Genomic DNA, 23,715 nt, shown 5'->3' with positions numbered 1-23,715 from the left:
CGCTCCGGCCCGCCCGCGCCGCCGACCCGTGCCCGGAGGTGTCAGCCGCGCTGCCTGAGCCGCATCGTCCTGTCGGCCCTGGCGAACATGCGCTTGAACGGCTTGTCCCCGAGCCGGGCGAGCACGGTGTAGCCCTTCGTGTCGCTCAGCGGGCTGGAGGACGACACGACTCCGGCCACCGAGCCGCCGTACAACGCGGGCCCGCCGCTGCCGCCGGCGGCGGCGTGGCAGTTACGGGTGACCATCAGCCCCGGCCCTTCGGAGACCGCCTCGGCCGCGTCACCCAGGCACCGGTACAGCCTGGTGCCCCCCGGATAGCCCTTGCCCGCCGGGTAGCCCAGCAGCTCCAGACCCTGCAGCGTGGTGCCCCTGTCCGTGGCCATCGGCCGCAGCCCCCGGCCGGTCACGGCCTCCAGCGGGCGCTTGCCGCGCCCGACCCCCACCAGCCCGATGTCGTACGGGAGAAGCCCGGGCGAGTACGGCCGGTTGCGCCATCTCGCCGGCACCCACGTGCGTACGGCCGGCCAGACGCCCAGCCCCGGCCGCCCGCCGTCGTAGCCGGGCAGGAAGGCCAGATTCTCGAGCACCCGGCCACGGTGGTAGAGGCAGTGCGCGGCCGTCAGCACCAGGCTGCGGCTGCGCGAGCCGATCACCGTGCCCCCGCACAACACGTCCCGCCGCGAGACGGGGTCGTGACCGAGCAGCACGCCGGTGAGCCGCCGCGCCCCCGTGTAGGGGCGCGGGACCGGCGCGTAGCCGAGGCGGTCTCCGTCAGGAGTCAGGACGCGCGGGGCGGGCACGTTGAGCTGGGACACCTCGGTGACGGCGGACGGGTCGAGCAGGGCGAGGGACAACACCAGCCTGAGCACCCGGCCAGCCTACGGGGCTGATGATCAGCCCTCTCACCTGCGACATCCGTCTTTACCGAAGGTTCGCAGAAAGCCGCGCCCTTCGGGTTCGGCGCGGGGAGCAGGTCACTGTGCCGTGTACCGGGAGGCGAGCGCGCGCAGGCGGGTGTGGGCCGACTCGTAGACCGCCGTGTCTCCCGCGTAAGCCTTGGGCAGCTTGGCGACCATCGTGTAGTTGGTGTCGCACACGTTGCCGACCGGCGCCTGCCCGGCCTGGCTGACGAGCTGGTAGGCGTCGAGCGTGTCCAGCCCGGTCAGCTGCGACGTCCAGGTGACCAGGTCGTGCTGGCTGATCCGGTACGCGTCCTCCAGCGGCCTGGCCGACCCGGTGGACATCAGGTGCAGGTCGTCCTCCAGCCGGGGCCACGGTGTGGCCACTCCCTTGATCAGCTCGACCGCGACCACCGTGTTCATGGCCGACTCGACCGCGGTGCCGCACACCTCTCCGTGGCCCTGCAGCCCGTGGCCGTCGCCGATGGAGAACATCCCGCCCTCGACGTTGACCCCGAGGTAGACGGTGACGCCGGCGCGCAGTTCGGGGGTGTCCATGTTGCCGCCGTGCGCGTCGGGGGTGATCGTCATGCGGGCCTCGTTCGCGGCCGGGGCGACGCCGACGGTGCCGTGCATCGGGTCGAGCGGCAGCTCCACGCTGAAGTCGCTGGTGCGGGCGTGGTAGACGGCCACGCCCTTGGCGAGGTCGATGTCGTAGCGCCAGACGCGTTCCTCCAGCGGCGGCTGCAGCATGGCCGTGGTGTGGGTGCCGGTCAGCGCGCCGAAGTGGGGGAACGTCGTGGAGACCGCCCAGTCCCTGGCCGGGGTGATGCTGATGAAGTGCAGGGCCAGCGTGTCGCCGGGCTCGGCGCCCTCCACGTGGAAGGGGCCGGTCACGGGGTTGAGGTAGGGGAACTCGCACACCTGGGACGGCAGGTCGTCCACGCCCCGGACGAGGCCGCCGAAGCAGTCTTCCGTGTAGAGCTCCACGATCGTGCCCGGCCGTACCTTGCCGACGGGGGAGCGCCCGCCGAAGGTGTAGCTCAGTTCCTCCGGCGCGGGGCGGTAGGAGACGACGTTCACGAGACCTCCGTGGGAAGTGTGGGCTTACGGCCGATCAGATAGGTGATGCCCAGAACCGCCAGGCCGATCGCCAGCCAGACGCCGCCGACCCACTGGGCCGCGACGTTCTGGTTGTACACGACGGCCACCAGGACGGCGAAGCCGATCACGGGGGCGACGAGGTGGGCCCACCAGTTGGTGCTGCGCCGCCTGATCACGTAGTGCACGACGACGGAGACGTGCAGCACCAGGAACGCGGTCATGGCGCCGAAGTTCACCAGCGAGGCCAGCTCGCCGACGCCGTTCGCCCTGGTGCTCATGAAGACGCCGAGGACGAGCGAGACGGCGGCCACCGCGAGGGTCGCGTTGACCGGCACCTTGTGCCTGGCGTTCACCCGTGACAGGAAGGCGGGCAGCTGGCGGTCGCGGGCCATGGCGAACAGCAGCCGCGACGTCGCCGCCTGCGCGACCAGCGAGTTGGCGAAGCCCCACGCGACGGCGGTGGCCACGGCGGTGAGCACCGCCAGCCACGGCCCGCCGGCGTACGCGGCGGTGTCGTAGAAGGCGTTGCCCGCGGGGTCCCCGTTCGCGATCAGGGCGTCGCGGCCGGGCGTGAGGAGCGCTGCGACCCAGGTCTGCGTCACGAACAGCACGGCCGCCAGGCCGAGGGCGGCCAGCATGGACCTGCCGAGCCTGCGGGCGTCCTCGCGGTTCTCCTCCGCCAGCGTGGAGATGCCGTCGAAGCCGAGGAACGACAGGACGGCCACCGACGCGGCGGCGAACACCACGCTGAAGGTGAACCCGGACGAGTCGAAGATCGGCGTGAACGCGCCGGTCTGCGCCTTGCCCTGGGCCAGCGCGACGCCCGCGACCACCAGGAAGATCGCCAGCACGACCAGCTCGGCCGCCAGCATGATCCGGGTGATCCTGGCCGTCATCCGGATGCCGAGGTAGTTGACGACGGTGTTGAGCACCACGAACGCCGCCAGCCAGGCCCAGACGGGGATCACGGGCACGAACGAGTTCATGGCGACGCTGGCCACCAGGTAGAGCAGCGACGGCACGAGCACGTAGTCGAGCAGGATGGCCCAGCCGGCCATGAACCCGACGGGGGCGCCGATGCCGCGGCCCGCGTACGTGTAGACGGATCCGGCCATCGGGAACGCCCTGGCCATCTGCGCGTACGACAGCGCCGTGAACGCCATCGCCACCAGGCCGATCACGTACGCCAGTGCCACCATGCCGTGGGACACGGAGAAGACGTTGCCGAAGATCCCGAACGGCGCGATCGGCACCATGAAGATCAGGCCGTAGATCATCAGGTCGGTGAAGCCCAGCGAGCGCTGGAGCTCCTGGCGGTAGCCGAACTGCTCGATCGTGCTCATGGACGGCTCCTTCTGCATCGGGGGGTGCAGTGGGGGTGCAGCGGGGGCGTTTCGCACCTTAGAGCTAAAGCTTTCTATTGAAAAGGTTTCTCTAGAAAGAAATCCAGGCCGTCCGCCCTCCCGAGGTGAACGGGATGGCGTACCTGCCGTCCGAGCAGGGTGAGCGTCCCGCGCGCGCTGGTGATCGTGGTGCCGTCGGCCACCGCGTCGAGCGCCGGCACGGCCAGCGACCCCGCCCGCGCGCACAGGGCGGCCAGCATGGCGACGGCCTCGTAGCAGCCTTGGCCGTGGGCGTTCAGCATGGGAGCGTCAGGGCCGAAGCGGGCGGCGTACCGCTGCGCGAAGCCGAGGCTGGCCTCGGTCGGCAGGTCGCGGAAGTAGCCCATCGACGCGTACAGCCCTCCCGTGGCGTCCCCGCCGATGCCCAGCAGCCCGTGCTCCTCCAGCGCGCCGCAGAGCCGGGCCGCGCCGAGCCCGCCGGCCGCGTACGCGCGGTTGAAGTCCACGAGGTCGCTGCCGATCAGCGTCAGCAGGATGGCGTCGGGGCGGGCGGCCGCCACCCGGTCGAGCCGCCGCACCGCGTCGCCGTACGGCACGAGGCTCTCGCCCACCACGGTGGCGCCGGACGCGCGCAACAGCGGGCGGGCGCTCGCGTGCACCAGGCGCGGCCAGATGTAGTCGTTGCCCAGCAGGAACCACCGGCGTGCCCGGCGCGCCCCGACCAGCCACTCGATCCCCGGAGCGAGCTGCCGGTCGGGGGTCTCGCCGAGGAAGTAGACGCCCGGCGCGTGCCCGCCGCCTTCGTACGGCGGCCCGTAGACGAACGGCACTCGCCCGGCGATCGCGGCCACCACCTCGACCCGCACGTCACTTGCGTGGGCGCCCGCCACGGCCTGCACGGTGCCGGTCCTGACCAGCTCGGACACCTCGGCCGCCACCTGGCGCGCGGGCCGCCCGCCGTCGACGAGGACCAGCTCGACCGGCCTGCCCAGCATGCCGCCCGCGGCGTTGAGCTCCTCCGCCGCCAGGACGGCGCAGTTGATCGCGCAGGGACCCATCAGGCCGAGGACCCCGGACACGGGCACGACCAGGCCGATCCTGATCGAACCTGACGGGAGGAGCCGCGCTTCGAGAGGATCGACGGTCGCCGCCACGCCGACGAGTATCCTCCCTTCAAGCTCTCCGATGAAAGGACCTCCTCCAATGACCTCCTCCGGGCTCGGGTCCTCGCTCGCCTATCTGCTGAGCCGCGCGGAGCGCAGCGTCAACCGAGGGCTGGCGGCCGCGCTGGCGGGCGAGGACGTCACCGTCGAGCAGTGGCGCATCATGCGCGCGCTGGCCGACGGGCGGGGCGACTCGATGGGCGAGCTCGCCGCGGCCGTGCTGATGCCCCACCCGACCCTGACCAAGGCGATCGACCGGCTGATCGAGCGGGCGCTGGTCTACCGCGGGCCGTCGAAGGGCGACCGGCGGCGGGTGGCGGTGTTCGTCTCGGACCGGGGGGCCGAGCTGCTCGCGCGGGTGGACGGCGCGGTGGCCGAGCACCACGGGCTCGTCGCGGTCGCGTTCGGCGCCGAGCGCACCGAACGGCTCATGAGCGATCTCGAGGGCCTGGTGGCCGCGCTCGACTACGCCGAGCTCAGGAAGTGAGCCGGGGACGTAGGTCCGGGGAGTGAGCCCAGGGAAGTGAGCCCAGGGAAGTGAGCACAGGAGCCGGGGCCCGCCCCGGACTGCGGGCCCCGGTCGTTCTGGCCGGCGGTCGTCCTTGACCTCCGGTGGTGCCGGCGCGCTGAGGCGGTCCTCAGCCGTGCCGGCTGCCGGTCGTCACGGGTAGAGCCCGCGCATCCGGTGCGCGTCGGCCACCCGGCCCACGCCGATGACGTGCGCCGCCTGCCTGAGCGTCAGCCCGCGTTCGGCGGCCAGCGACTTCACCTCGGAGTAGGCGCCCTGCATGAGGTCGCGCAGCTTGAGCTCGACCTCGCCGGAACTCCAGGAGTAGGCCTGCATGTTCTGGACCCACTCCAGGTAGGACACGATCACCCCGCCCGCGTTGGCCAGGATGTCGGGCACGACCGTGGTGCCGGAGGCGGCGAGGATCTCGTCGGCCTGCGGCGTGGTGGGCCCGTTGGCGCCCTCGACGATCAGCCTGGCCCGGATCCTCGGCGCGTTGGCCTCGGTGATCGCGCCTTCCAGCGCGGCCGGGACCAGCACGTCGACGTCCAGCTCGAACAGGTCGTCGCGGGCCAGGGCGTCGGCGTGGCGGTAGCCGTGCACGCCGCCCTCCTCGGCGGCCCAGGCGCGCAGCCGGGCGATGTCGAGGCCGCTGCTCGCGTAGACGGCGCCCGTGACGTCGGAGACGGCCACGACCTTGCAGCCGGCGTCGGACAGGTATTGTGCGGCCAGCGCGCCCACCTTGCCGAAGCCCTGCACGGCCACGGTCACGCCCTCGGGCGAGCCGCCCAGCGCGGCCAGCGCCGCGATCTGCACGCCGCGCGAGGTCGCGCCCGCACGGCCGAGCGAGCCGCCCAGCGTCATCGGCTTGCCGGTGACCACGCCGGGCACGGAGTAGCCGGCGTTGACGCTGTAGGTGTCCATGACCCACGCCATCGTCTGCTCGTCGGTGCCGACGTCGGGCGCGGGGATGTCCTTCTCCGGGCCGATCAGCGGCAGGATCTCGTTGACGTAGCGACGGGTCAGCCGTTCGAGCTCGCGGGTGGTGAGCCCGGCCGGGTCCACGGCCACGCCGCCTTTGGCGCCGCCGTACGGGATGCCGACCAGCGCGCACTTCCACGTCATCCACATCGCGAGCGCGGTGACCTCGTGGATGTCGGTGCTGGGATGAAACCGGAGCCCGCCCTTGGCGGGGCCGCGTGAGACGTTGTGCTGGACCCGGTATCCCTGGACGACGTCGAGCCGTCCGTCCTCGCGCCGCACCGGGACCGAGACGGTCAGGGAGCGGCGGGGCGTGGCCAGCATAGTGCGGAGCCCGTCGTCGAGCCCGAGCTGCTCGGCGGCCTGGTCGAGCTGGTGGAGAGCGGAGTCGAGCGCTTGGCGGCCCGGTGTGATCAGGGCCGGCGTCGTTGACGGCACCATGATGCTCATTGAAGAGTTTCCTCCTGGTATTTACGCCCTTTTTGCAGGAAAGGCGCCATTGCCTTCCACTTTGGGCGATGTTGTTACGATCATCCTATAGGCGAGGGGTTTGGACTTGCCTAGGACTTGGAAGAAGTCCAAGCCGGTGACCGAGGTGCCACGAGCGGCGCCACTCTGGCAGGCTTACGAGCGGATGTATGCCGAATCGTCGATCTGAAGGAGTGGAATGCCCGCACTCGTGGTGGGGCCGATGCTGCGTTATGTCGATCGTGACAGCGCCTCGATCTGGGTGGAGACCGCCGACCCCTGCACGGTCACCGTCGAAGCGGACGGCAGGGCTTACCGGTCGCCTACCTTCACCGTGCACGGACACCACTACGCGATCGTGGATCTCGTTGGACTCTCCCAGGATATCGGGTCCTATTCCGTCACACTCGACGGGGAGGCCGTATGGCCCCTGGCGGGTCGCCCGCCCAGCCGGATCAGGCTGCTGCCCGCCGAAGGGGTGCGCAAGCTGATGTTCGGCTCGTGCCGCACCAGCGTGCCCCACGACGCCACACACGTGATCACGCACGGCTACGACATGCTGAGCGAGCTCGGCACCCACCTCGCGCAGGCCGGCGACGAGGAGTGGCCCGACCTGCTGCTGTTCCTCGGCGACCAGGTCTACGCCGACAGCCCGTCGCCCGAGGTCCTGGACTACATCAGGTCGCGAAGGGACACCGAACCGCAGGGGGAGATCGCCGACTTCGAGGAATACGCCGAGCTCTACCGCCAGGCGTGGACCGACCCCGACATCCGCTGGGTGTTGTCCACCGTGCCGACCGCGATGATCTTCGACGACCACGACGTGCGCGACGACTGGAACACCTCGAAGACCTGGCGCGAGCAGATGGCCAGGACACCGTGGTGGCGCCGCCGGGTCGTCGCAGGGCTCGGGGCCTACTACGTCTACCAGCACCTCGGCAATCTGTCACCGGCCGAGCGCGCGGCGGACCCGCTCCTGCAGAAGCTGCTGAGCGGCGACGGCGACACCGGGGACGCGCTCGACGCGTTCGCCGACAGGGCCGACACCGAGCCGAGCAGCAACCGCTGGAGCTACGCCCGCGACCTCGGCGACACCCGCCTGATCATGGTCGACACGCGGTGCGCCAGGCAGCTCACGCCCGGCGACCGCCGCATGCTCGACCCCGACGAGTGGGCCTGGCTGGAGGAGCAGGTCACCCGCCCGGCCGAGCGGCTGATCATCGGCTCGTCGATCCCGTTCCTGTTGCCCGAGGGCGTCCACGGCGTACAGAACTGGAACGAGGCCCTGTGCGACGGCAAGTGGGGCCGCCTGGTGGCCAGGTGGTCCGAGATGCTCCGGCAGGCCGTCGACCTGGAGCACTGGGCGGCGTTCCGCCGCTCGTTCGAAGACCTGGCCGGGATGCTGATCAAACTCGGCAAGCCCGTGCTGATCCTCTCCGGCGACGTGCACTACTCCTACCTCGCCAAGGCCAACACCGGGCCGATCTACCAGGTCGTGTGCTCGCCGATCCGCAACCCGCTCAGCCGGGTGCTGCGCTGGGCCAACGTGCTGACCCAGTTCGGTCTGGCCACGCTGGTGGGCGGCCTGCTGGCGCGGTCGGGGGGCATCCCGAGAGCGCCCTTCCGATGGCGGATCGTCAAGGGCCCCTGGTTCCAGAACGCGGTGGCCACCCTGACCCTCCCCGGCACGCTGACCTGGTACGAGTCGCGCGACGACGCCATAAAGCCGATCGAATCCGTACGCGTGGGCTGAGTCCCTACCGCTCCTTCAAGGCGTAGAGAGCATCGGTGAGCTGGTCGATCCCCCAGATCAGGTCGTCCTCGGAGACGACGATCGGCGGAGCCAGCCGGATCGTGGATCCTTGCGTGTCCTTGACCAGCACGCCGCGCCTCAGCATCGCCTTCGACACCTCGCGCCCGGTGGCCAGCGACGGCTCGATGTCCACACCCGCCCACAGCCCACGCCCGCGGATCTCGGAGACACCCTTGCCGAGCAGGCCGCGCAGCCGGGCGTGCAGAGTTTCGCCGAGCTTGGTGGCCCTGGCCTGGAACTCGCCGGTGTTCAACAGCTCGATGACGGCGATGCCCACCGCGCACGCCAGCGGGTTGCCGCCGAACGTGGACCCGTGCTGGCCGGGGTGGATGACGCCGAGCACGTCGCGGTCGGCCGCGATGGCCGACACCGGTACGACGCCGCCGCCGAGGGCCTTGCCCAGGACGTAGATGTCGGGCACGACCCCTTCGACGTCGCACGCGAACGTCCGCCCGGTGCGGCCCAGCCCTGACTGGATCTCGTCGGCGATCATCAGGATCCCGCCGGCCGAGCACAACTCCCTGACCTCGGTCAGGTAGCCGTCCGGCGGGACCAGCACCCCGGCCTCGCCCTGGATGGGCTCGACGAGCACGGCGACCGTGTTGGCGTCGACGGCCTGCCTGATCGCCTCGGCCGAGCCGTAGGGCACGATCCTGAAGCCCGGCGTGTAGGGGCCGAAGTCGTCGTGCGCGTCGGCGTCGGTCGAGAAGCTGATGATCGTGGTGGTGCGGCCGTGGAAGTTGTTCTCCATCACGATGATGTTGGCCTGGTCGGGCTCGACGCCCTTGACCTCGTAGCCCCACTTGCGCGCCACCTTGATGGCGGTCTCGACGGCCTCGGCGCCGGTGTTCATGGGCAGGACCATGTCCTTGCCCGTGAGGTCGCCCAGTCCGGCGCAGAAGTGCGCGAACTGGTCGTGGTAGAAGGCGCGGCTGGTCAGGGTCAGCCGTTCGAGCTGGTCCCTCGCCGCCTCGACGATCTTCGGGTGGCCGTGGCCGAAGTTGAGCGAGGAATAGCCGGACAGGCAGTCCAGATAACGTTTGCCCTCGACGTCGGTGACCCACGCTCCGTGCGCCTCGTGGATCACCACGGGCAGTGGGTGGTAGTTGTGCGCACTACGGCTTTCGCTGATCTCGATCAGCTCTGCGCTGGTGGTCATGGTCAGTTCTCCCCCCTGATCTCCAGTGTGCAGCACTTGGGGCCCCCACCCGCCTTACGCAGCTCCGACAGGTCGACCGGGAGCACCTCATACCCTCGGCGCTTGAGCTCCAACTGCAGGTTGGAGGCCTCGGCGTTGATCACCACGTGGGTGCCGTCGCTGACCGCGTTCAGGCCGAGCACCTCGGCGTCCAGGGCGGTCGCCAGGACGGCGTCGGGGAACAGGTGGCGCAGCACCTCCCGGCTTCCCCGCGAGAAGGCCTGCGGGTAGTAGGCGACGTTCCGGCCGTCCAGCGGGAACAGCGCCGTGTCCAGGTGGTAGAAGCGCGGGTCGACCAGGGTCAGCGAGATCACCGGCCGGCCCAGGATCTCCTGTGCCTCCTGGTGGGCGCGCACGTCCGTGCGGAAGCCCGTGCCGGCGAGGATGATCTCGTCGAGCGCGAGGAAGTCGCCCTCGCCCTCGTTGACGTGTTGCGGCTCGTGCGCCGGATATCCGCGGTCGGCGAACCAGCGCAGATAGGCCGGGCCCTCGGGACCGCGCTGCGGGTAGGCGAACCTGGCGCCGTAGACGCGCCCGTCGACGACCAGCGCGCCGTTGGCGGCGAACACCATGTCGGGCAGCCCGTCGATCGGGTCGATCAGGCTGACGCGATGGCCGAGTTCCTCGTATGCGGCTTTGAGGCCTTCCCACTGCCGAACCGCGATGTCGCGGGACGCGCCGGCTTCGGGGCGCATCCACGGATTGATGCTGTATTCGACGGCGAAGAACTCAGGGCGGCACATGAGGAAGTGTTTGGGCATGCAGCGCTCCATCATCGTTGACCAGGGAAAATCCCGCTCTGGAGGGACGCAGCCAGCCTAGGAACCGCCCGTCATGGCGGCCAAGAGGTCGACATTGCGTATATGCGCAGGTCTGTTGCGTCTTTCAGGCGTCGGTGGACGGTCCGTTGCGCGGTTGGGGCACGGTGGTGCCAGGCGGTGCGTCGACCAGCCTGGAGAGCACGATGACGCTCTTGGTCCGCACCACGAACGTCTCCGCCGCGATGCGCTCGATCACCCGCTCCACGTGGCGGACGTCCGTCGCCCGGATGTGCAGCAGCGCGTCGGCCTCGCCGGTGATCGTGGCGGCGCCCACCACCTCGGGGAACTTGGCCACGGCCAGCGCGATGTCCGACGGCTTGGTCTTGCCCTGGCAGAACAGCTCCACGTAGGCCTCGGTCGTCCAGCCCAGCGCCTGGGGCGCCACCCGCGCGCTGAACCCGGTGATCGCCCCCGTAGCGCGCAGCCGGTCGACCCGGCGCTTGACCGCCGACGCGCTCAGCCCCACGTGATCACCGATGTCCGCGTACGTCGCACGGGCGTCGTCGACGAGCGCCGCGATGATGTCACGATCAAGCCGGTCCAGTTCCACGCGCTCTGTATACAGCCTGGCCAGGCTGGCGCGCGACGTGCGGCGCGCGGGACACTGGGCGCCCGAACCGTGTCCGGAGGGTTTCACCACGATGAGCGCAGCGAGTTTCCCCGAGGGTTTCGTCTGGGGAGTGTCGACCTCCGCTTTCCAGATCGAGGGGGCCACGACCGCCGGCGGCCGCGGCCCGTCCATCTGGGACGGCTTCTCCGCCGACCGTGCCGAGGCGTGCGACCATTACCACCGCCATACCGAGGACGTGCGGTTGATGAAAGACCTCGGAATAGCCGCCTACCGTTTCTCGGTGAGCTGGGCGAGGGTGATTCCCGACGGCTGCGGAAAGGTGAACACGGCCGGGCTCGACTTCTACGATCGACTGCTCGACGAGTTGCTCGCCGCGGGCATCACGCCCTATGCGACCCTTTATCACTGGGACCTGCCGCAGGTGCTGGAGGACCAGGGCGGCTGGCCGGTCCGCGACACCGCCCGCCATTTCGCGGATTACGCCGCGGCCGTTCACGAGCGGCTCGGTGACCGGGTCGACACGTGGTTCACGGTGAACGAACCGTGGGTGGCGGCCTTTCTCGGATATGGCTCCGGCGTTCACGCGCCCGGCAGGACGTCGGCGGCCGACGCCTTCCGCAGCGCCCACCATCTGCTGCTCGCCCACGGGCTGGCCGTTCAGGCGCTGCGCGCCGCCGGAGCCGCCAAGGTGGGCGCCGTCGTCAACATCTCACCCGTGCTGACGCCCGCCCAGGTGAGCGACGCCGGCAGGGAGTTGAGCGAGGAGGACGCCGAGGCCGTGGCCAGGATCGACGCCCTGGCGAACCGGCAGTTCCTCGACCCGATGCTGCGCGGCGCCTACCCCGCCGACCTGATCCCGCTCATCGAGCGCCACGCGGGGCTCGGCCACGTCCGCGACGGCGACCTCGACGTCATCGCCCGGCCCATCGATCTGATCGGCGTCAATTACTACGCGCCGCTGGTGGTGCAGGCGCAGCCCAGCGAACCCGCCGATCCGGCTTTCCCGGGAAGCGAGGGCGTGCTCTTCTGCACGGTGCCCACGGCGGTCACCGCCATGGGCTGGCCCATCGTGCCCGGTTGCCTCTCCCAGCTGCTCGGCCGCCTTTCGCGGGAATATCCGGAAACCGACCTGATGATCACCGAGAACGGCGCCGACTTCGTCGACGTGGTGACCGGCGACGGCATTCACGACGTCGACAGGATCAGCTTCATCGAGGAGCACCTGCGCGCCCTGAGATCCGCGATCGAGAACGGCGCCAGGGTCCGCGGATACTTCGTCTGGACGCTGCTCGACAACCTCGAATGGGCCGACGGTTACCAGCGCAAGTTCGGCCTCGTGCACGTGGACTTCGCCACCCAGAAACGCCGTCCGAAGGACAGCGCCCGGTGGTATAAGGACGTCATCGCGCGCAACGGCCTGACCGAGACCCGCCCCAGGCGGCCCACCCTGGAGACCGTGGCCGCCCGTGCCCGCGTCTCCAGAGCCACGGTCTCGCGCGTCGTCAACGGAGAGAGCTCGGTGAGCTCCGAGGTGCGCGCGACGGTGATGCGGGTCGTCAGAGAGCTCGGCTACGTGCCCAACGCCGCCGCCCGCAGCCTGGTCACCAGGCGCACCAACACGGTTGCCCTCGTCCTGTCGGTGCCCAGGCAGGGCGGCGATCCGCTGACCGCGGCCGTCGTCCAGTACGTCACCAGCATGCTGGAGGGCGCGGGCAAGCAGATCACGCTCATGCTGGCCGACACCGCCGAGAGCCACCGCCGCATCGCCTCCCACGTGGAGGCGCGGCTGGCGGACGGCGTCGTGCTCCTGCCGCCCGACCGGGCCGACACCCTGGCCGAGCGGCTCTCGCGGACCGGTGTGCCGATCGTGCTGCTCGGGAAACCCGCGGTCACGTCGCTGGTGCCGTACGTGGACGTCGACAACGCCGGGGGAGCGGCGGCCGCCACCGAGCACCTCATCGCGCGCGGGCGCCGCCACATCGGCATGATCTGCGGCCCCATGGACCTGACCTCCGTCCAGGACCGCCTCGCCGGTCACCGGGCGGCTCTCCACCGCGCCGGCATGAGTCCGATCCTGGCCCCGGCCGGCGACCTCACCCGCGCGTCCGGCGCGGCGGCCGCGCGCCGGCTCATCGGCGACAACCCGTCACTGGACGCGATCTTCGCGGCCGGCGACCAGCTCGCCATCGGGGCGTTGCGGGCGGCGCGGGAGACCGGGCGGCGGGTGCCGGACGACCTGGCGATCGCGGGCTTCGACGACGTCGACGCCGCCTCGGCCACCACCCCGCCGCTCACCACCGTGCGCGTCCCCGTCGCCGACCAGGCCCTCGCGCTCGCCCGGCTCCTGCTGTCGCGCCTGGAGGGCCGCCACGTCACGTCCGTCGTGCTCCCGGCCCGGCTCGTGGTCAGGGACTCCACCTGACGCCTGCCCTCTTCGGGCGCGTGCCGCGCCCATATCGCCGTACGTCGAAGCGGTGGGCCTGCCGGCCGGGGCGGGCCCGTACGCACGGGGTTCACCCGCGTACGGGCCCGCAGGGCGGTCAGGAGGTGGAGAAGGTGAACCAGTTGACGTTGACGAAGTCGGCCGGCTGGCCGCTGCTGAAGGTGAGGTAGACCGTGTGCGTCCCGGTCACCCCGGAGATGTTGGCCGGGATGGTGCGCCAGCTCTGCCATCCGCCGGTGTTCCCCACGGCGAAGTCACCGATGGGCGTGGCCGTGGGGCTGTCGAGCCGCACCTGCACCAGCCCGCTGACCCCGGCGCCCGCCCCGGACGCCACCCTGGCCTTGAACTGGCGGGCGGCCTGCGAGCCGAACCGCACCCCGTCGAAGCGGAGCCAGTCGCCGTTGGAGATGCCGCCGACGTTCTGGCCGCCGCCCGAGTCGGTGGTCGTCTCGACCATGGTGCCCGACTGGGCGTTGTAGCGTTCGGCCTGGATGGTGGAGCGGGCGTCGACGTCGCCGGGCGGGTCGGTCGGGTCGGGGTCGGGGTCGCCGCCGCCCGTGCCGCTCTGCCAGACCGCGACGTAGTCCACCATCATCGGCCTGCCGGGCACGGTGTCACCCGTGGGGGTCCCGAAGCCGGCCACGCCGTTGGGGAACGCACCGCCCATCGCCACGTTGAGCAGCAGGAAGTAGCCGGCGTGACCGGTCATGTTGTTCCAGGTCGTGGCGTCGAACCGGGACTGGCTGAGGCTGTGGAACAGCTGGCCGTCCACGTACCAGCGCAGTTGGTTGGGGCTGACGCTGCGGTCCCACTCGAAGCGGTAGGTGTGGTAGCCCGACTGGCACGACGAGCCGGGGCAGGCGCGGCTGGCGCCGAGGCCGTTGTTCTCCTCGCACGGCCCGCCGGGGGCGACGCCGCAGTGGAGCACGGCCCAGACGGAGTTGAGGCCGTTGACGTTCTCCATGATGTCGAACTCGCCGATCCCCGGCCAGTTCCAGTAGTTCCCCCGGTACGGCGACCCGAGCGCCCAGAACGCCGGCCAATAGCCGAGGGCGGCGTTGCCGGTCACGTTCGGCATCTGGATGCGGCCCTCGATGCGCAGGATGCGCCCGTCGGCGGGCTTGAAGTCGGATCGCCTGGTCTCGATGCGGGCCGAGGTCCACTCGCCGGAGCCGCTGCGGAGCGGGGTGATGCGCAGGTTGCCCGAGCCGTCGAGGCTGAGGTTGGAGGTGCTGGAGGTGTAGTTCTGGATCTCGCCGGTGCCCCAGTTGGCCGGGCCGCCGGGGTACGCGTGCCCCGTGTCGATGATCCAGTTGTTCGATGAGGGCAGGGTGTTGGCGGGGCCGTCGAAGTCGTCCGACCAGACCAGTGACCAGCCGGACGGCGTGGACGGCACGGAGGCCGAGGCGCCGGCGGTCATCTGGACGAGCAGCCCGGTGAGTGCGGTGAGCACCACGGCCACGGCCGCCAGGCGGCGCCGGTGCCTGTTTGCTGTTGTCATCATCGCTCCGTAGGGGGGTTGGATGCGAGAGAGCGCTCTCTCAACGATGTGAACACAGCACCTGAGAACTGTCAACGATCAGGGCACGGGCACCCCACCCTCGGGTAGGCGCCGACCGGAGAGCTTCTAGAGAGCGCTCTCGTTGCGACTCGTGCCGTACGCCGTGCAGCAGGTCCACGGCGGTCGCGCCGGTGAGATCCGCGGCACCGCGCGCACGGCGGTGCCGCGGATCTCACCGGGTCAGCCCTTGGCGGTCTCGCCGTTGGCCTGTGCCTGCTCCATCGCCTCTTCCGGGGAGGCCTCAAGGTCCTGCTCGGCGTCGGCGGACTGGGCGGTGGACTTGTCGAGGCGGACCCAGCTCGTCACGCTCTCCACCGCGAACAGGACGAACAGGTAGGCCGTCAGCACCGCCAGCACCGGGGTCAGCGCTCCTAGCGCGGCTCCGGCGCCGATGATGATCAGGCGCAGCTCCCATCCGAGTCCCGCGTGGAACACCCAGGCGGGCGGCCAGATGCTCTGGCGGGTGCGGTAGACGGTGTCGTAGGTGTGGTAGCCCACGACGTACACCAGCACGAACAGCAGCCACCTCGGCGCGTCGGCCGCGAGACCGATGGCGATCATGGTGAGGAACTCGGTGCCCCGCAGCAGCGGCGGGGTCAGCCAGTCGAAGCGGCCCAGGTGGTCGCGCGGCGCGGTGGGCAGCACCAGCAGCAGCATGATCGCCACGGGCAGGAGCAGGATCGGGCCCGCCTCCAGCACGCCGGCGACGACGAGGCCGACGATCGCCAGCAGGGCGACGAGCGTGGCGGGCACGGGCGGCAGGCCCCTGCCGATCTTGCCGGCCAGCGCGTGGGCGAGCGGGCCGTCGTCGCGGTAGGCGAGCAGACGGGCGGTCTGGATGCGGCGGCGTTCCTCGTCGGGGTCCGGCGTGGGGGTGGCCATGGCCTGCGGTTGGGTGATCATACGAGCGACCTCATGAGGCGTCCGGTGAGGGTGTAGATGGCGGCGACGGAGCCCCAGATCACCAAGGTGAGGAAGGTGATCCGGGCGTCGAAGAGGGCGGCGGTGATCGCGATGGCCGCGAACCGCTCGCCGATGGGGAAGACGATCATCTTACGCGCCCAGTGGACGGCGCGGTTCTTGCCCGCCTTGCTCCACAGCTTGAGCACGCCCCGCACGCCCTGGTTGCGCTCGACCTTGCGACGCGTCAGCGCCTCGCGCAGATCGCGGTCGTCGGGCGCGTCGAGCGCCAGGGTGGGCAGCTTGGCCGGTGGCTTGCGGCGGTTGGAGATGCCGAAGGAGAAGTCGAGCAGGTGGCGCACCGACTGCAGGCCGAGGGCGGCCAGCGCCAGGATCCAGATGTCCTCGCTGTTGCCGGAGACCACCCAGCCGATGGCCAGCCCGGCGAAGACCACGTATTCCTTGAACCGGTCGAACGTGGCGTCCAGCCATGCACCGAGCACGCCGAACTTGCGGGCGTAGCGGGCCACCTGCCCGTCGACGCAGTCGAAGACGAACGCGAAGTAGATCAGGATCCCGCCCGCCACCATCCACGGGCGATCGCCCGTGGCGAAGCACGCGGCCGCGGCCACGCCGAGCGCGATCGAGATCAGCGTGACCTGGTTGGGCGTCAGCCCGCGCCTGGCCGCCCAGCGGGCGATGAAGCGGGAGTAGGTGGAGACGAAGTAGGTGGTGAAGAAGCCGTCGGCGCCCTTGACCGCGTTGTTGAGCCTGGAGCGGTCTTCGTCCATGCCGGTCATCTCGGCGCCCGCCTCGTTGACCTCCTCCTGGGTGGTGACCCGGCGGTAGAACAGATCGCGGCGGCCGCGGATGCCGACCGACACGCCGTTGCGCACCAGGCCGAACACGATGAGCTGCACCAGGTCGTCGTCATCGCCGAAGCGGTGGGCGATCTCGGCCAGCTCGCGGCAGGTCTCGGCCAGCACGGGCGCGTTGCGCGCGCTCACGTGCAGCGGGCCGAGCAGCGCCGCGTTGGGCCTGGTGACAGCGTGGTGGGCGGTGCCCACCGAGACGATGCGGTTGGACTTGCCGATGCGGGCGCGCACGGGCAGGCCTTCGAGGCGTTCGTAGCCGATCTCCGGCTCCGCCTCCGCGATCGGGACGCGCCCCTCCGTAGCGGGCTCGTCGTCGCTGTCTTCCTGGCCGTTGTCCTCCTGACCGGTGTCCTCCTGCGCCTCCTCGGTGATCCCGTAGCGCGGCTCCTTCGCGACGAGCGCCAGCGCCCCGCGCTTGGACTTGGTGATCTGGTAGATCAGCTCGTCGTGGACGACGGAGTTGGTCGGGATGATGAAGAGGTTTTCCGTTGCTGATGCGGCGACATCGGCCAGGGCTCGCAGGGCGGCGGCCACATCGCCTGACTCGATGGTGGCGGGCCGCGGATCCATGGAGGTGACCTGGCTGCGTAGTCGTTCGGCCACGGTGGGGTTGCCGGTAAGCGCGGCCAGCCTCAGGCCGGTCGGAGAGGTTTCGGGGCCGGGCGAGGCGCCCAGCAGGACCACGCGGGTCATGTCTCCCTTTCGAGGCGATTGCGGGGGGTTGAACAACGGGTGATGCGGGGACAGGCGTCAAAGTCTAGTGAGGGTTACGCAAAGTCGCGTCAACAGAGCATGCCCGTAACGTTCGCCCGTCGGTACCGAGAGTGGCCGTAAGATGTCCGAGTGAGTCTCTACCGTGACGAAGGCGTGGTCCTGCGTACACAGAAACTCGGTGAGGCCGACCGCATCGTCACCATTCTGGCCAAGCGCACCGGCAAAATCCGCGCGGTGGCCAAGGGCGTGCGCCGCACGACGTCGCGTTTCGGGGCGAGACTCGAGCCATTCACCCATGTCGACCTGCAGCTGCACACCGGGCGCACCCTCGACGTCGTCACCCAGGCGGAGACGCTGAGGCCCTACGGAGAGGCGCTGGCCGCCGACTACCCGCGCTACACCGCGGGCACCGCGATGCTGGAGACCGCCGACCGGCTGACGCACGGGGAGAAGGAGCCGGCGCTGCGGCAGTTCCTGCTCCTGGTGGGCGGGCTGCGCACGCTCGCCGACCGGGATCACGAGGCCAGACTGGTGCTGGACGCCTATTTCCTGCGTTCCCTGGCCGTGGCCGGCTACGCCCCCGTGCTCGACGCGTGCGCCCGGTGCCGGGCCCCGGCGATCAGGGCGTTCGCCATCGTCGCCGGCGGCGTGGTGTGCGGGGCGTGCAAGCCGTCCGGGTCCGTCGTGCCCGCCGGAGAGACGATCGGGCTCATGGCCGCGCTGCTGCGCGGTGACTGGGCCCTGGCCGACGCCTCCGAGTCGCGCCATCGCAGCGAGTGCAGCGGTCTTGTCGCCGCCTATCTGCAGTGGCACCTCGAACACGGCATACGCTCTCTCCGACACGTCGAAAGGGAGCCCGCGTGAACGTCCGACCACCGTCCCCCCATCCGTCAGGCGCGACACCGCCGCCGATCCCGCGGGAGCTGGTGCCCCGGCACGTCGCGATCGTCATGGACGGCAACGGCCGCTGGGCCAAGGCGCGGGGGTTGCCGCGCACCGAGGGGCACAAAGCAGGCGAATCCTCGCTGTTCGATGTCATCGAGGGAGCTCTCGAGCTGGGCATCCCCTATCTGAGCGCGTACGCGTTCTCGACGGAGAACTGGAAGCGCTCGCCCGACGAGGTGCGTTTCCTCATGGGCTTCAACCGCGACGTCATCCGGCGCCGTCGCGACGAGCTCAACGCCATGGGCGTGCGCGTGCGCTGGGCCGGCCGGCCCGGGCGGCTGTGGAAGAGCGTCATCTCCGAGCTGCAGACGGCTGAGGAGATGACCGTCGCCAACCGTACGCTGACACTGCAGTTCTGCGTCAACTACGGCGGTCAGGCCGAGATCGTCGATGCGGCGGTCCGGATGGCCGAGGACATCGCGGCCGGGCGGGTGAAGCCGTCCAAGGTCAACGAGAAGGTCTTCGCCCGCTATCTCGACGAGCCGGAGATCCCCGAGGTCGACCTGTTCGTACGGTCGTCGGGCGAGCAGCGGTTCTCCAACTTCCTGCTGTGGCAGTCGGCCTACGCCGAGATGGTGTTCCTCGACCGGCTCTGGCCCGACTTCGACCGCAGGGACCTGTGGGAGGCGTGCGAGATCTACGCCAAGCGCGACCGCCGCTACGGCGGGGCGCTGCCCAACCAGGTCTAGCGGCTCAGGCGCGGCGGCGGGCGCGATAGGCGGCGACGTGCATACGGTTGCCGCACGTGCGGCTGTCGCAGTAGACGCGCGAGCGGTTGCGGGACTCGTCGACGAACACCCGGTCGCAGTCGGGTGCCGCGCACGTGCGCAGGCGTTCGGCCTCGCCCTCGACCAGCAGGTGGGCCAGCGCCACCCCGCAGTCGGCCGCCACGTGCTCGGCCAGCGCCGCGTCGGCGGCGAAATAGTGCACGTGCAGCGGGTGCCCGTCGTGCTCCGTGAGCCTGGGCGTGATGCGCGTCTCCGACAGCAGCGCGTTCAACGTGCGGACCGCGGTCGGCTGGTCGGTGGCGGTGAAGACGCGGTGGAACGCCTCCCGCACCATCCGCACCTGGCCGAGGTCGCGGGCCGTGAGCCGGCTCACGCCGCTGATCTGGCGGGACTCCACGAACGCCTGCAGTTCGGCCAGGCCGGCCAGGCCCTCCTCGCCGCCGGTGGAGGGCGAGGTGTTGACCAGCTCGACAACGGTGGCCAGCGAATGCACCATGTCATGGCCAAACGGCATGTTGACTCCTGTACGCGCCGGGATCTAGCGTTGTCGCAGCGTATCTCTTGCTCGGGGTCCCGGGGGTTTCCGTGAGTGCACATCGGCGTATCGTCATGGTCGCGATCGCCGGAGCGCTCATCATCTCCACCTCCGGTCCCATGGTCCGCATGGCGGACGTGTCACCCGCGACCTCCGCGTTCTTCCGCTGCGCGTACGCCGTGCCGCCGATGCTCGTGCTGGCCTGGCTGGAGCGGCGCAGGCTGGGGCCGATGCCGCGCAAGGCGCTCCTGCTGGCCTATTCCGCGGGGGCTGTGTTCGCGCTCGACCTGCTGTTCTGGCACCACGCGATCGAGTACGTGGGCGCGGGGCTGGCGACCGTGCTGGGCAACCTGCAGGTGTTCATCGTGGCGTTCGCCGCCTGGGCGGTGTTCGGGGAGCGGCCGTCCCCCCGGCTGATGGTCGGGACGCCGGTGGTGTTCGGCGGCGTGGTGCTGATCTCCGGGGTGTTCGACAGCGCGGCCTACGGCAGCGACCCCATGATGGGGGTGCTCGCGGGGGTGGCCACGTCGCTGTCGTACGCGGTGTTCCTGCTGCTGATGAAGGCCGGGCCGGATCGTGGCGCGGGCCCGCTGGCGCACGCGACCGTGGTGACCGCCGCGACGATCGCGCTGCTCAGCCCGGTGTTCGGGGGCGCTGACTTCACGCCGGACTGGCCCGCGCACGGATGGCTGCTGCTGCTCGCGCTCGGGCCGCAGGTGCTCGGGTGGTCGCTGATCACGTTCTCGCTGCCGCGCCAGCCCGCCGCGCTCACGGCGCTGCTGCTGCTGATCCAGCCCATGACGACCGTGGGGATCTCCGCGCTGGCGCTGGGGGAGCGCCCGTCGGTCATGCAGCTCACGGGCTGCGCGGTGATCGTGCTCGGGGTCCTCTACGGCTCTCGCCGCGCTCAGCCCGTCCTGACCGAGGTGGAGCAGGACGAGCAGGTGCCGAAGACCTCGACCGTGTGAGTGATGTCGGTGAAGCCGTGCTCCGAGCCGACCATCTCGGCCCAGCGCTCGACCGCGGGGCCGTCGACCTCCACGGTGCGGCCGCAGCGGCGGCACACCAGGTGGTGGTGATGGGTGTCGCTCGCGCAGGCGCGGTAGACCGACTCGCCGTCGTCGGTGCGCAGCACGTCGACCTGACCGCCGTCGGCCAGCGCCTGCAGCGCGCGGTAGACCGTGGTCAGGCCGATCTTGGCGCCGTGGAGGCGCATCTCGGCATAGACGTCCTGCGCGCTGCGGAACCCCTCGCTCCTGCGGAGGGTGTCGTGGACGGCATCGCGTCTCGTCGTCATGCGACCTCCTCGACGCGCAACTTCGGTCGCTCGCTCAATGGTGACTCCTGGGTCCGGCCTCGCCGTACGAATCTACCGACACCGAGGGCCAGGACGAAGCCGGCGAGCGCAAGAAGCACGATCGCGGCTCCTGGAGGGACCTTGGCCGAGTAGGTGGAGGCGAGCAGGCCGCCCACGGAGGCGAGCACCCCGAACAGCATGGCCAGCAGCATCGTCGTGCGGAATCCCCGCGTCAACTGCTGGCTGGTCGCCACCGGGATCACCATCAGCGCGCTGACCAGCAGCAGGCCGACCACGCGCATGGCGATGACGACGGTGAGCGCCGCCGTGACGGCGATCAGCAGGCTGAGGAAGCGCACGGGCAGGCCGCTGGCCCTGGCCATCTCCTCGTCCTGGCAGAGCACGAACAGCTCCCTGCCGAAGATCACCACGACCGCGATCACGGCGGCGGCCAGCGCGGCGATGATCCAGATGTCCTCGGGCGTGACGCTGGCGATGGCGCCGAACAGGTAGGAGTTGAGCTTGGTGGTGCTGCCGCCCGGCGCGATGCCCATGAGCATGACACCGCCCGCGATCCCGCCGTAGAACAGCAGCGCCAGCGCCACGTCGCCGCTGGTGCGGCCGCGTGCCCTGACCAGTTCGATGGCCACGGCGCCGAGCACGGACACGATCACCGCGGTCAGCACCGGAGCGGTGCCGGTCAGGAACCCCAGCGCCACGCCCGTCAGGGCCACGTGGCCGATGCCGTCGCCGAGCAGCGACAGCCGGCGCTGCACGATGAACGTGCCGACCGCGGGCGCGCAGAGCCCCACCAGCAGCGCCGCGACGAGCGCGAGCTGGAAGAGCTCCTCCTGAAGCAGCTCAATGATCATCGTGGGTCCCCCTGCCACCCCGTGAGCGGCCCCGCGCCCGGCTCGACGGCCGCGTGCGGGTGCTGGTGCTCGTGCCCCGGCCGCGCGCAGTCGCCCTCGGGCCGCGGCGGCCTGCCGTCGTGAGCGATCCGGCCCTCGCGGATCACGACGCCGCGCGTGATGATCGGCTCCAGCGGGCCGAGCTCGTGCGCGACCAGCACCACCGTCCTGCCCTCCAGCACCAGCGCGGAAAGCGTGTCGGCGAGCAGTTTCTGGGTCTCGGCGTCCACGCCCGCGGTCGGCTCGTCCATCACGTACGTGTCCGGCTCCCCGGCCAGCGCGCGGGCGATGAGCACCCGCTGTTGCTGGCCGCCGGACAACGACTGGACGGGGTCACCTTCGCGGTCGGCCAGCCTGACGGCCTCCAGCGCGCTCGCCACGGCGGCCCTGTCGGCCGCGCTCGTCCTGCGGAACCGGCTCTGCCTGGCGATCCGGCCCGAGGCCACGACCTCGCGTACGCTGGCGGGCACGCCGCCTCCGACGTGCAGCCGCTGCGGCACGTAGCCGATGCGCCACCAGTCGCGGAACCTGGCCGGTGGCGAACCGTACACCAGGGTCGAGCCGCCGGACAGCGGCGTGAGGCCGAGCAGCGCGCGGACCAGCGTGGACTTGCCCGAGCCGTTGGCGCCCAGAAGGGCGACGACCTCCCCGGGACGGACGGTCAGGTCGATCCCCCGCAGGACGGGCTTGCCCTCGAAGGAGACCCGGCCGCCGGTCATCGCGAAGGCCGTTTCGCTCATGCCGTACACCCCAGTGCTGTTTGTAGGGTTTTGAGGTTATCGCGCATGGCGGACAGGTAGTCGCCCGAGGGCTTGCTCTCCAGCGGGTCGAGCACGGCCGTCTCCGCGCCGACCTGGCTCGCGAGCACCTCGGCGACCTTCGGGCTGACCAGGGTCTCGGTGAAGATCGTGCGCACGCCTTCGGCCTTGGCGAGCTTGGCCACCTCGGAGATGCGGGTGGGCGACGGCTCGGTCTCGGGGTCGAGCGTGATGCCGACCTGCTTGAGCTTGTAGCGGTCCGCGAGGTAGCCGAACGCCGAGTGCGCGGTGACCAGCGTCCTGGTCTCGCACGTGCGCAGGCCCTCGGCGAGCTCCTGGTCGAGAGTGCCCAGCGCGGCGGCCGTTTTGGCGGCGCGGTCCTGGTACGCCTCGGCGTGCGGGGCGTCGGCGGCGGCCAGCCGCTCGCCCAGCGTCGTGGCGACGGTGGCCAGGCGGGACGGGTCGAGCCAGAGGTGCGGGTCGTAGGCGACCTCGTGGCCGTGCTCCTCGGCGTGCTCCTCGGCGCCCTCCTCGGCGTGCTCCTCGGCGTGCTCGCCGGAAGGGATCGTCTTGACGGCGGTGGCGGCGTCGAAGCTCGTGTCGGGCTCCACGGCGTCGTCCACGGCCGGTTGGACGCCCTTGACATAGACGGTGAGCGCGGCGTTCCTGATCGCCGTGACCTGCTGGATGCCCAGCTCGAGGTCGTGCGGCTCGACGCCGGGCGCGGTCAGGCTCGTCACCTGGACGTCGGATCCCCCGACCTGCTCGGCCAGCCACTGGAGCGGGTAGATGGCGGCGACCACCTCGGGCTTGCCGCCCTCCGCCGCGGTGGTGGCCGAGCCGGCGCCGCACGCGGCGGTGGTGATCAACGCGGCTCCCGCCAGCAAACGCGCAGCACAAGACCGGGAAAATCCTGAAATCATGCATCCAGTATGCGGCAGAATGAAAATGATTGTCAAAATCTGCGACCCAGCGCCCCGGAGGGCGCAAGTCCGCGAGGGAGTGCCGTCACCTGGAGGAGCGTCGGGAGCTGCGAGGGAGCCCGCCTCAAGGAGTGAGGCCCTGAGCAGGGCGACCAGAGCGGGGGCAGGTGGCGGCGTCTGGCGACCGAGCCCGCCTCCACGGAGTGGAGGCCATGAACAGGGCCATGAACACAGGATGCCGGACGGCGGCTGGGGG

The 23,715-nt window shown here is 70.7% G+C and carries 22 protein-coding genes; 6 read left to right on the top strand and 16 right to left on the bottom strand.

Going from position 1 to position 23,715, the window contains the following annotated elements:
- Positions 1 to 41 precede the first annotated feature (41 nt).
- The 4 genes from ACZ6SA_RS02820 to ACZ6SA_RS02805 form a co-directional block, all read right to left on the bottom strand.
- Complete coding sequence (locus ACZ6SA_RS02820; RefSeq protein WP_465826280.1) at positions 42 to 869, bottom strand: trypsin-like serine peptidase; 828 nt, start codon at positions 867 to 869, stop codon at positions 42 to 44.
- Between the two features lie 105 nt (positions 870 to 974).
- Positions 975 to 1,982 (bottom strand): acetamidase/formamidase family protein, encoded by a 1,008-nt coding sequence (locus tag ACZ6SA_RS02815; protein WP_347641740.1) that lies wholly within the window; start codon positions 1,980 to 1,982, stop codon positions 975 to 977.
- A complete protein-coding gene (locus ACZ6SA_RS02810; protein ID WP_347641741.1) occupies positions 1,979 to 3,346 on the bottom strand; it encodes an APC family permease in 1,368 nt (455 codons plus the stop codon). Before ACZ6SA_RS02810 ends, ACZ6SA_RS02815 begins: the two co-directional genes overlap by 4 nt.
- Positions 3,347 to 3,420: 74 nt before the next feature.
- Positions 3,421 to 4,500, bottom strand: a complete 1,080-nt coding sequence (locus tag ACZ6SA_RS02805; protein WP_347641742.1) for a substrate-binding domain-containing protein — start codon at positions 4,498 to 4,500, stop codon at positions 3,421 to 3,423.
- Positions 4,501 to 4,549: 49 nt separating this feature from the next.
- Here ACZ6SA_RS02805 and ACZ6SA_RS02800 point away from each other — a divergent pair, with 49 nt between their 5' ends.
- Positions 4,550 to 4,996 (top strand): MarR family winged helix-turn-helix transcriptional regulator, encoded by a 447-nt coding sequence (locus ACZ6SA_RS02800; RefSeq protein ID WP_347641743.1) that lies wholly within the window; start codon positions 4,550 to 4,552, stop codon positions 4,994 to 4,996.
- Between the two features lie 174 nt (positions 4,997 to 5,170).
- Here ACZ6SA_RS02800 and ACZ6SA_RS02795 read toward each other — a convergent pair whose 3' ends face one another.
- The gene (locus ACZ6SA_RS02795) at positions 5,171 to 6,448 is read right to left on the bottom strand and encodes a Glu/Leu/Phe/Val family dehydrogenase (protein WP_443150320.1); all 1,278 of its coding nucleotides are present in this window, start codon (positions 6,446 to 6,448) and stop codon (positions 5,171 to 5,173) included.
- A gap of 217 nt (positions 6,449 to 6,665) precedes the next feature.
- On the opposite strand from ACZ6SA_RS02795, the gene ACZ6SA_RS02790 reads away from it, so the two are divergent.
- On the top strand, positions 6,666 to 8,219 hold the full coding sequence (locus tag ACZ6SA_RS02790) for an alkaline phosphatase D family protein (protein ID WP_465826278.1): 1,554 nt from the start codon (positions 6,666 to 6,668) through the stop codon (positions 8,217 to 8,219).
- Between the two features lie 4 nt (positions 8,220 to 8,223).
- On the opposite strand, the gene rocD is transcribed toward ACZ6SA_RS02790, so the two are convergent.
- The 3 genes from rocD to ACZ6SA_RS02775 form a co-directional block, all read right to left on the bottom strand.
- Positions 8,224 to 9,438: an ornithine--oxo-acid transaminase gene (gene rocD / locus ACZ6SA_RS02785; RefSeq protein WP_465826276.1), complete on the bottom strand. Its 1,215-nt coding sequence runs from the start codon at positions 9,436 to 9,438 to the stop codon at positions 8,224 to 8,226.
- Positions 9,439 to 9,440: 2 nt separating this feature from the next.
- Positions 9,441 to 10,238 (bottom strand): dimethylargininase, encoded by a 798-nt coding sequence (gene ddaH / locus ACZ6SA_RS02780; RefSeq protein WP_465826275.1) that lies wholly within the window; start codon positions 10,236 to 10,238, stop codon positions 9,441 to 9,443.
- Between the two features lie 124 nt (positions 10,239 to 10,362).
- Positions 10,363 to 10,848, bottom strand: coding sequence for an Lrp/AsnC family transcriptional regulator (locus tag ACZ6SA_RS02775; protein WP_347641748.1), 486 nt, complete (start codon positions 10,846 to 10,848; stop codon positions 10,363 to 10,365).
- A 91-nt stretch (positions 10,849 to 10,939) separates the two neighbouring features.
- On the opposite strand from ACZ6SA_RS02775, the gene ACZ6SA_RS02770 reads away from it, so the two are divergent.
- On the top strand, positions 10,940 to 13,291 hold the full coding sequence (locus ACZ6SA_RS02770; RefSeq protein ID WP_465826274.1) for a GH1 family beta-glucosidase: 2,352 nt from the start codon (positions 10,940 to 10,942) through the stop codon (positions 13,289 to 13,291).
- A 118-nt stretch (positions 13,292 to 13,409) separates the two neighbouring features.
- Here ACZ6SA_RS02770 and ACZ6SA_RS02765 read toward each other — a convergent pair whose 3' ends face one another.
- The 3 genes from ACZ6SA_RS02765 to ACZ6SA_RS02755 form a co-directional block, all read right to left on the bottom strand.
- A complete protein-coding gene (locus ACZ6SA_RS02765) occupies positions 13,410 to 14,813 on the bottom strand; it encodes a glycoside hydrolase family 16 protein (protein ID WP_347641750.1) in 1,404 nt (467 codons plus the stop codon).
- Positions 14,814 to 15,053: 240 nt separating this feature from the next.
- Positions 15,054 to 15,776 (bottom strand): DUF5941 domain-containing protein, encoded by a 723-nt coding sequence (locus ACZ6SA_RS02760; protein WP_347641751.1) that lies wholly within the window; start codon positions 15,774 to 15,776, stop codon positions 15,054 to 15,056.
- A complete protein-coding gene (locus ACZ6SA_RS02755; protein WP_347641752.1) occupies positions 15,773 to 17,341 on the bottom strand; it encodes a CDP-alcohol phosphatidyltransferase family protein in 1,569 nt (522 codons plus the stop codon). Before ACZ6SA_RS02755 ends, ACZ6SA_RS02760 begins: the two co-directional genes overlap by 4 nt.
- 150 nt (positions 17,342 to 17,491) lie before the next feature.
- On the opposite strand from ACZ6SA_RS02755, the gene recO reads away from it, so the two are divergent.
- Both recO and ACZ6SA_RS02745 read left to right on the top strand, forming a co-directional pair.
- The gene (recO, locus tag ACZ6SA_RS02750) at positions 17,492 to 18,226 is read left to right on the top strand and encodes a DNA repair protein RecO (RefSeq protein WP_347769542.1); all 735 of its coding nucleotides are present in this window, start codon (positions 17,492 to 17,494) and stop codon (positions 18,224 to 18,226) included.
- On the top strand, positions 18,223 to 18,996 hold the full coding sequence (locus ACZ6SA_RS02745; RefSeq protein ID WP_347620120.1) for an isoprenyl transferase: 774 nt from the start codon (positions 18,223 to 18,225) through the stop codon (positions 18,994 to 18,996). The genes recO and ACZ6SA_RS02745 overlap by 4 nt, the downstream gene beginning before the upstream one ends.
- Positions 18,997 to 19,000: 4 nt before the next feature.
- On the opposite strand, the gene ACZ6SA_RS02740 is transcribed toward ACZ6SA_RS02745, so the two are convergent.
- On the bottom strand, positions 19,001 to 19,549 hold the full coding sequence (locus tag ACZ6SA_RS02740) for a CGNR zinc finger domain-containing protein (protein WP_347641754.1): 549 nt from the start codon (positions 19,547 to 19,549) through the stop codon (positions 19,001 to 19,003).
- A 71-nt stretch (positions 19,550 to 19,620) separates the two neighbouring features.
- On the opposite strand from ACZ6SA_RS02740, the gene ACZ6SA_RS02735 reads away from it, so the two are divergent.
- The gene (locus ACZ6SA_RS02735) at positions 19,621 to 20,538 is read left to right on the top strand and encodes a DMT family transporter (RefSeq protein ID WP_347641755.1); all 918 of its coding nucleotides are present in this window, start codon (positions 19,621 to 19,623) and stop codon (positions 20,536 to 20,538) included.
- Here the strand turns inward: ACZ6SA_RS02735 and ACZ6SA_RS02730 are convergent.
- From ACZ6SA_RS02730 to ACZ6SA_RS02715, 4 genes are read right to left on the bottom strand one after another with little or no spacing between them, the layout of a single operon-like run.
- Positions 20,478 to 20,867, bottom strand: coding sequence for a Fur family transcriptional regulator (locus tag ACZ6SA_RS02730; RefSeq protein WP_347641756.1), 390 nt, complete (start codon positions 20,865 to 20,867; stop codon positions 20,478 to 20,480). The genes ACZ6SA_RS02735 and ACZ6SA_RS02730 overlap by 61 nt on opposite strands.
- On the bottom strand, positions 20,864 to 21,739 hold the full coding sequence (locus ACZ6SA_RS02725) for a metal ABC transporter permease (protein WP_443150329.1): 876 nt from the start codon (positions 21,737 to 21,739) through the stop codon (positions 20,864 to 20,866). The genes ACZ6SA_RS02730 and ACZ6SA_RS02725 overlap by 4 nt, the downstream gene beginning before the upstream one ends.
- Positions 21,736 to 22,518, bottom strand: coding sequence for a metal ABC transporter ATP-binding protein (locus ACZ6SA_RS02720; protein WP_465826271.1), 783 nt, complete (start codon positions 22,516 to 22,518; stop codon positions 21,736 to 21,738). The genes ACZ6SA_RS02725 and ACZ6SA_RS02720 overlap by 4 nt, the downstream gene beginning before the upstream one ends.
- Positions 22,515 to 23,405 (bottom strand): metal ABC transporter substrate-binding protein, encoded by an 891-nt coding sequence (locus ACZ6SA_RS02715; RefSeq protein WP_347641758.1) that lies wholly within the window; start codon positions 23,403 to 23,405, stop codon positions 22,515 to 22,517. The genes ACZ6SA_RS02720 and ACZ6SA_RS02715 overlap by 4 nt, the downstream gene beginning before the upstream one ends.
- Positions 23,406 to 23,715: the final 310 nt, after the last annotated feature.

It is taken from the genome of Nonomuraea sp. NPDC049378 (genome assembly GCF_055586745.1).
This window is presented reverse-complemented; position numbering and strand designations above follow the sequence as displayed.

What these genes read in the sequence shown, in the direction of transcription:
- ACZ6SA_RS02810 (WP_347641741.1), bottom strand. Translation starts at nt 3,346, where the DNA reads ATGAGCACGATCGAGCAGTTCGGCTACCGCCAGGAGCTCCAGCGCTCG.
- ACZ6SA_RS02800 (WP_347641743.1), top strand. Translation starts at nt 4,550, where the DNA reads ATGACCTCCTCCGGGCTCGGGTCCTCGCTCGCCTATCTGCTGAGCCGC.
- ACZ6SA_RS02795 (WP_443150320.1), bottom strand. Translation starts at nt 6,448, where the DNA reads ATGAGCATCATGGTGCCGTCAACGACGCCGGCCCTGATCACACCGGGC.
- ACZ6SA_RS02790 (WP_465826278.1), top strand. Translation starts at nt 6,666, where the DNA reads ATGCCCGCACTCGTGGTGGGGCCGATGCTGCGTTATGTCGATCGTGAC.
- rocD (WP_465826276.1), bottom strand. Translation starts at nt 9,438, where the DNA reads ATGACCACCAGCGCAGAGCTGATCGAGATCAGCGAAAGCCGTAGTGCG.
- ddaH (WP_465826275.1), bottom strand. Translation starts at nt 10,238, where the DNA reads ATGCCCAAACACTTCCTCATGTGCCGCCCTGAGTTCTTCGCCGTCGAA.
- ACZ6SA_RS02770 (WP_465826274.1), top strand. Translation starts at nt 10,940, where the DNA reads ATGAGCGCAGCGAGTTTCCCCGAGGGTTTCGTCTGGGGAGTGTCGACC.
- ACZ6SA_RS02765 (WP_347641750.1), bottom strand. Translation starts at nt 14,813, where the DNA reads ATGACAACAGCAAACAGGCACCGGCGCCGCCTGGCGGCCGTGGCCGTG.
- ACZ6SA_RS02760 (WP_347641751.1), bottom strand. Translation starts at nt 15,776, where the DNA reads ATGATCACCCAACCGCAGGCCATGGCCACCCCCACGCCGGACCCCGAC.
- ACZ6SA_RS02755 (WP_347641752.1), bottom strand. Translation starts at nt 17,341, where the DNA reads ATGACCCGCGTGGTCCTGCTGGGCGCCTCGCCCGGCCCCGAAACCTCT.
- ACZ6SA_RS02740 (WP_347641754.1), bottom strand. Translation starts at nt 19,549, where the DNA reads ATGCCGTTTGGCCATGACATGGTGCATTCGCTGGCCACCGTTGTCGAG.
- ACZ6SA_RS02730 (WP_347641756.1), bottom strand. Translation starts at nt 20,867, where the DNA reads ATGACGACGAGACGCGATGCCGTCCACGACACCCTCCGCAGGAGCGAG.
- ACZ6SA_RS02725 (WP_443150329.1), bottom strand. Translation starts at nt 21,739, where the DNA reads ATGATCATTGAGCTGCTTCAGGAGGAGCTCTTCCAGCTCGCGCTCGTC.
- ACZ6SA_RS02720 (WP_465826271.1), bottom strand. Translation starts at nt 22,518, where the DNA reads ATGAGCGAAACGGCCTTCGCGATGACCGGCGGCCGGGTCTCCTTCGAG.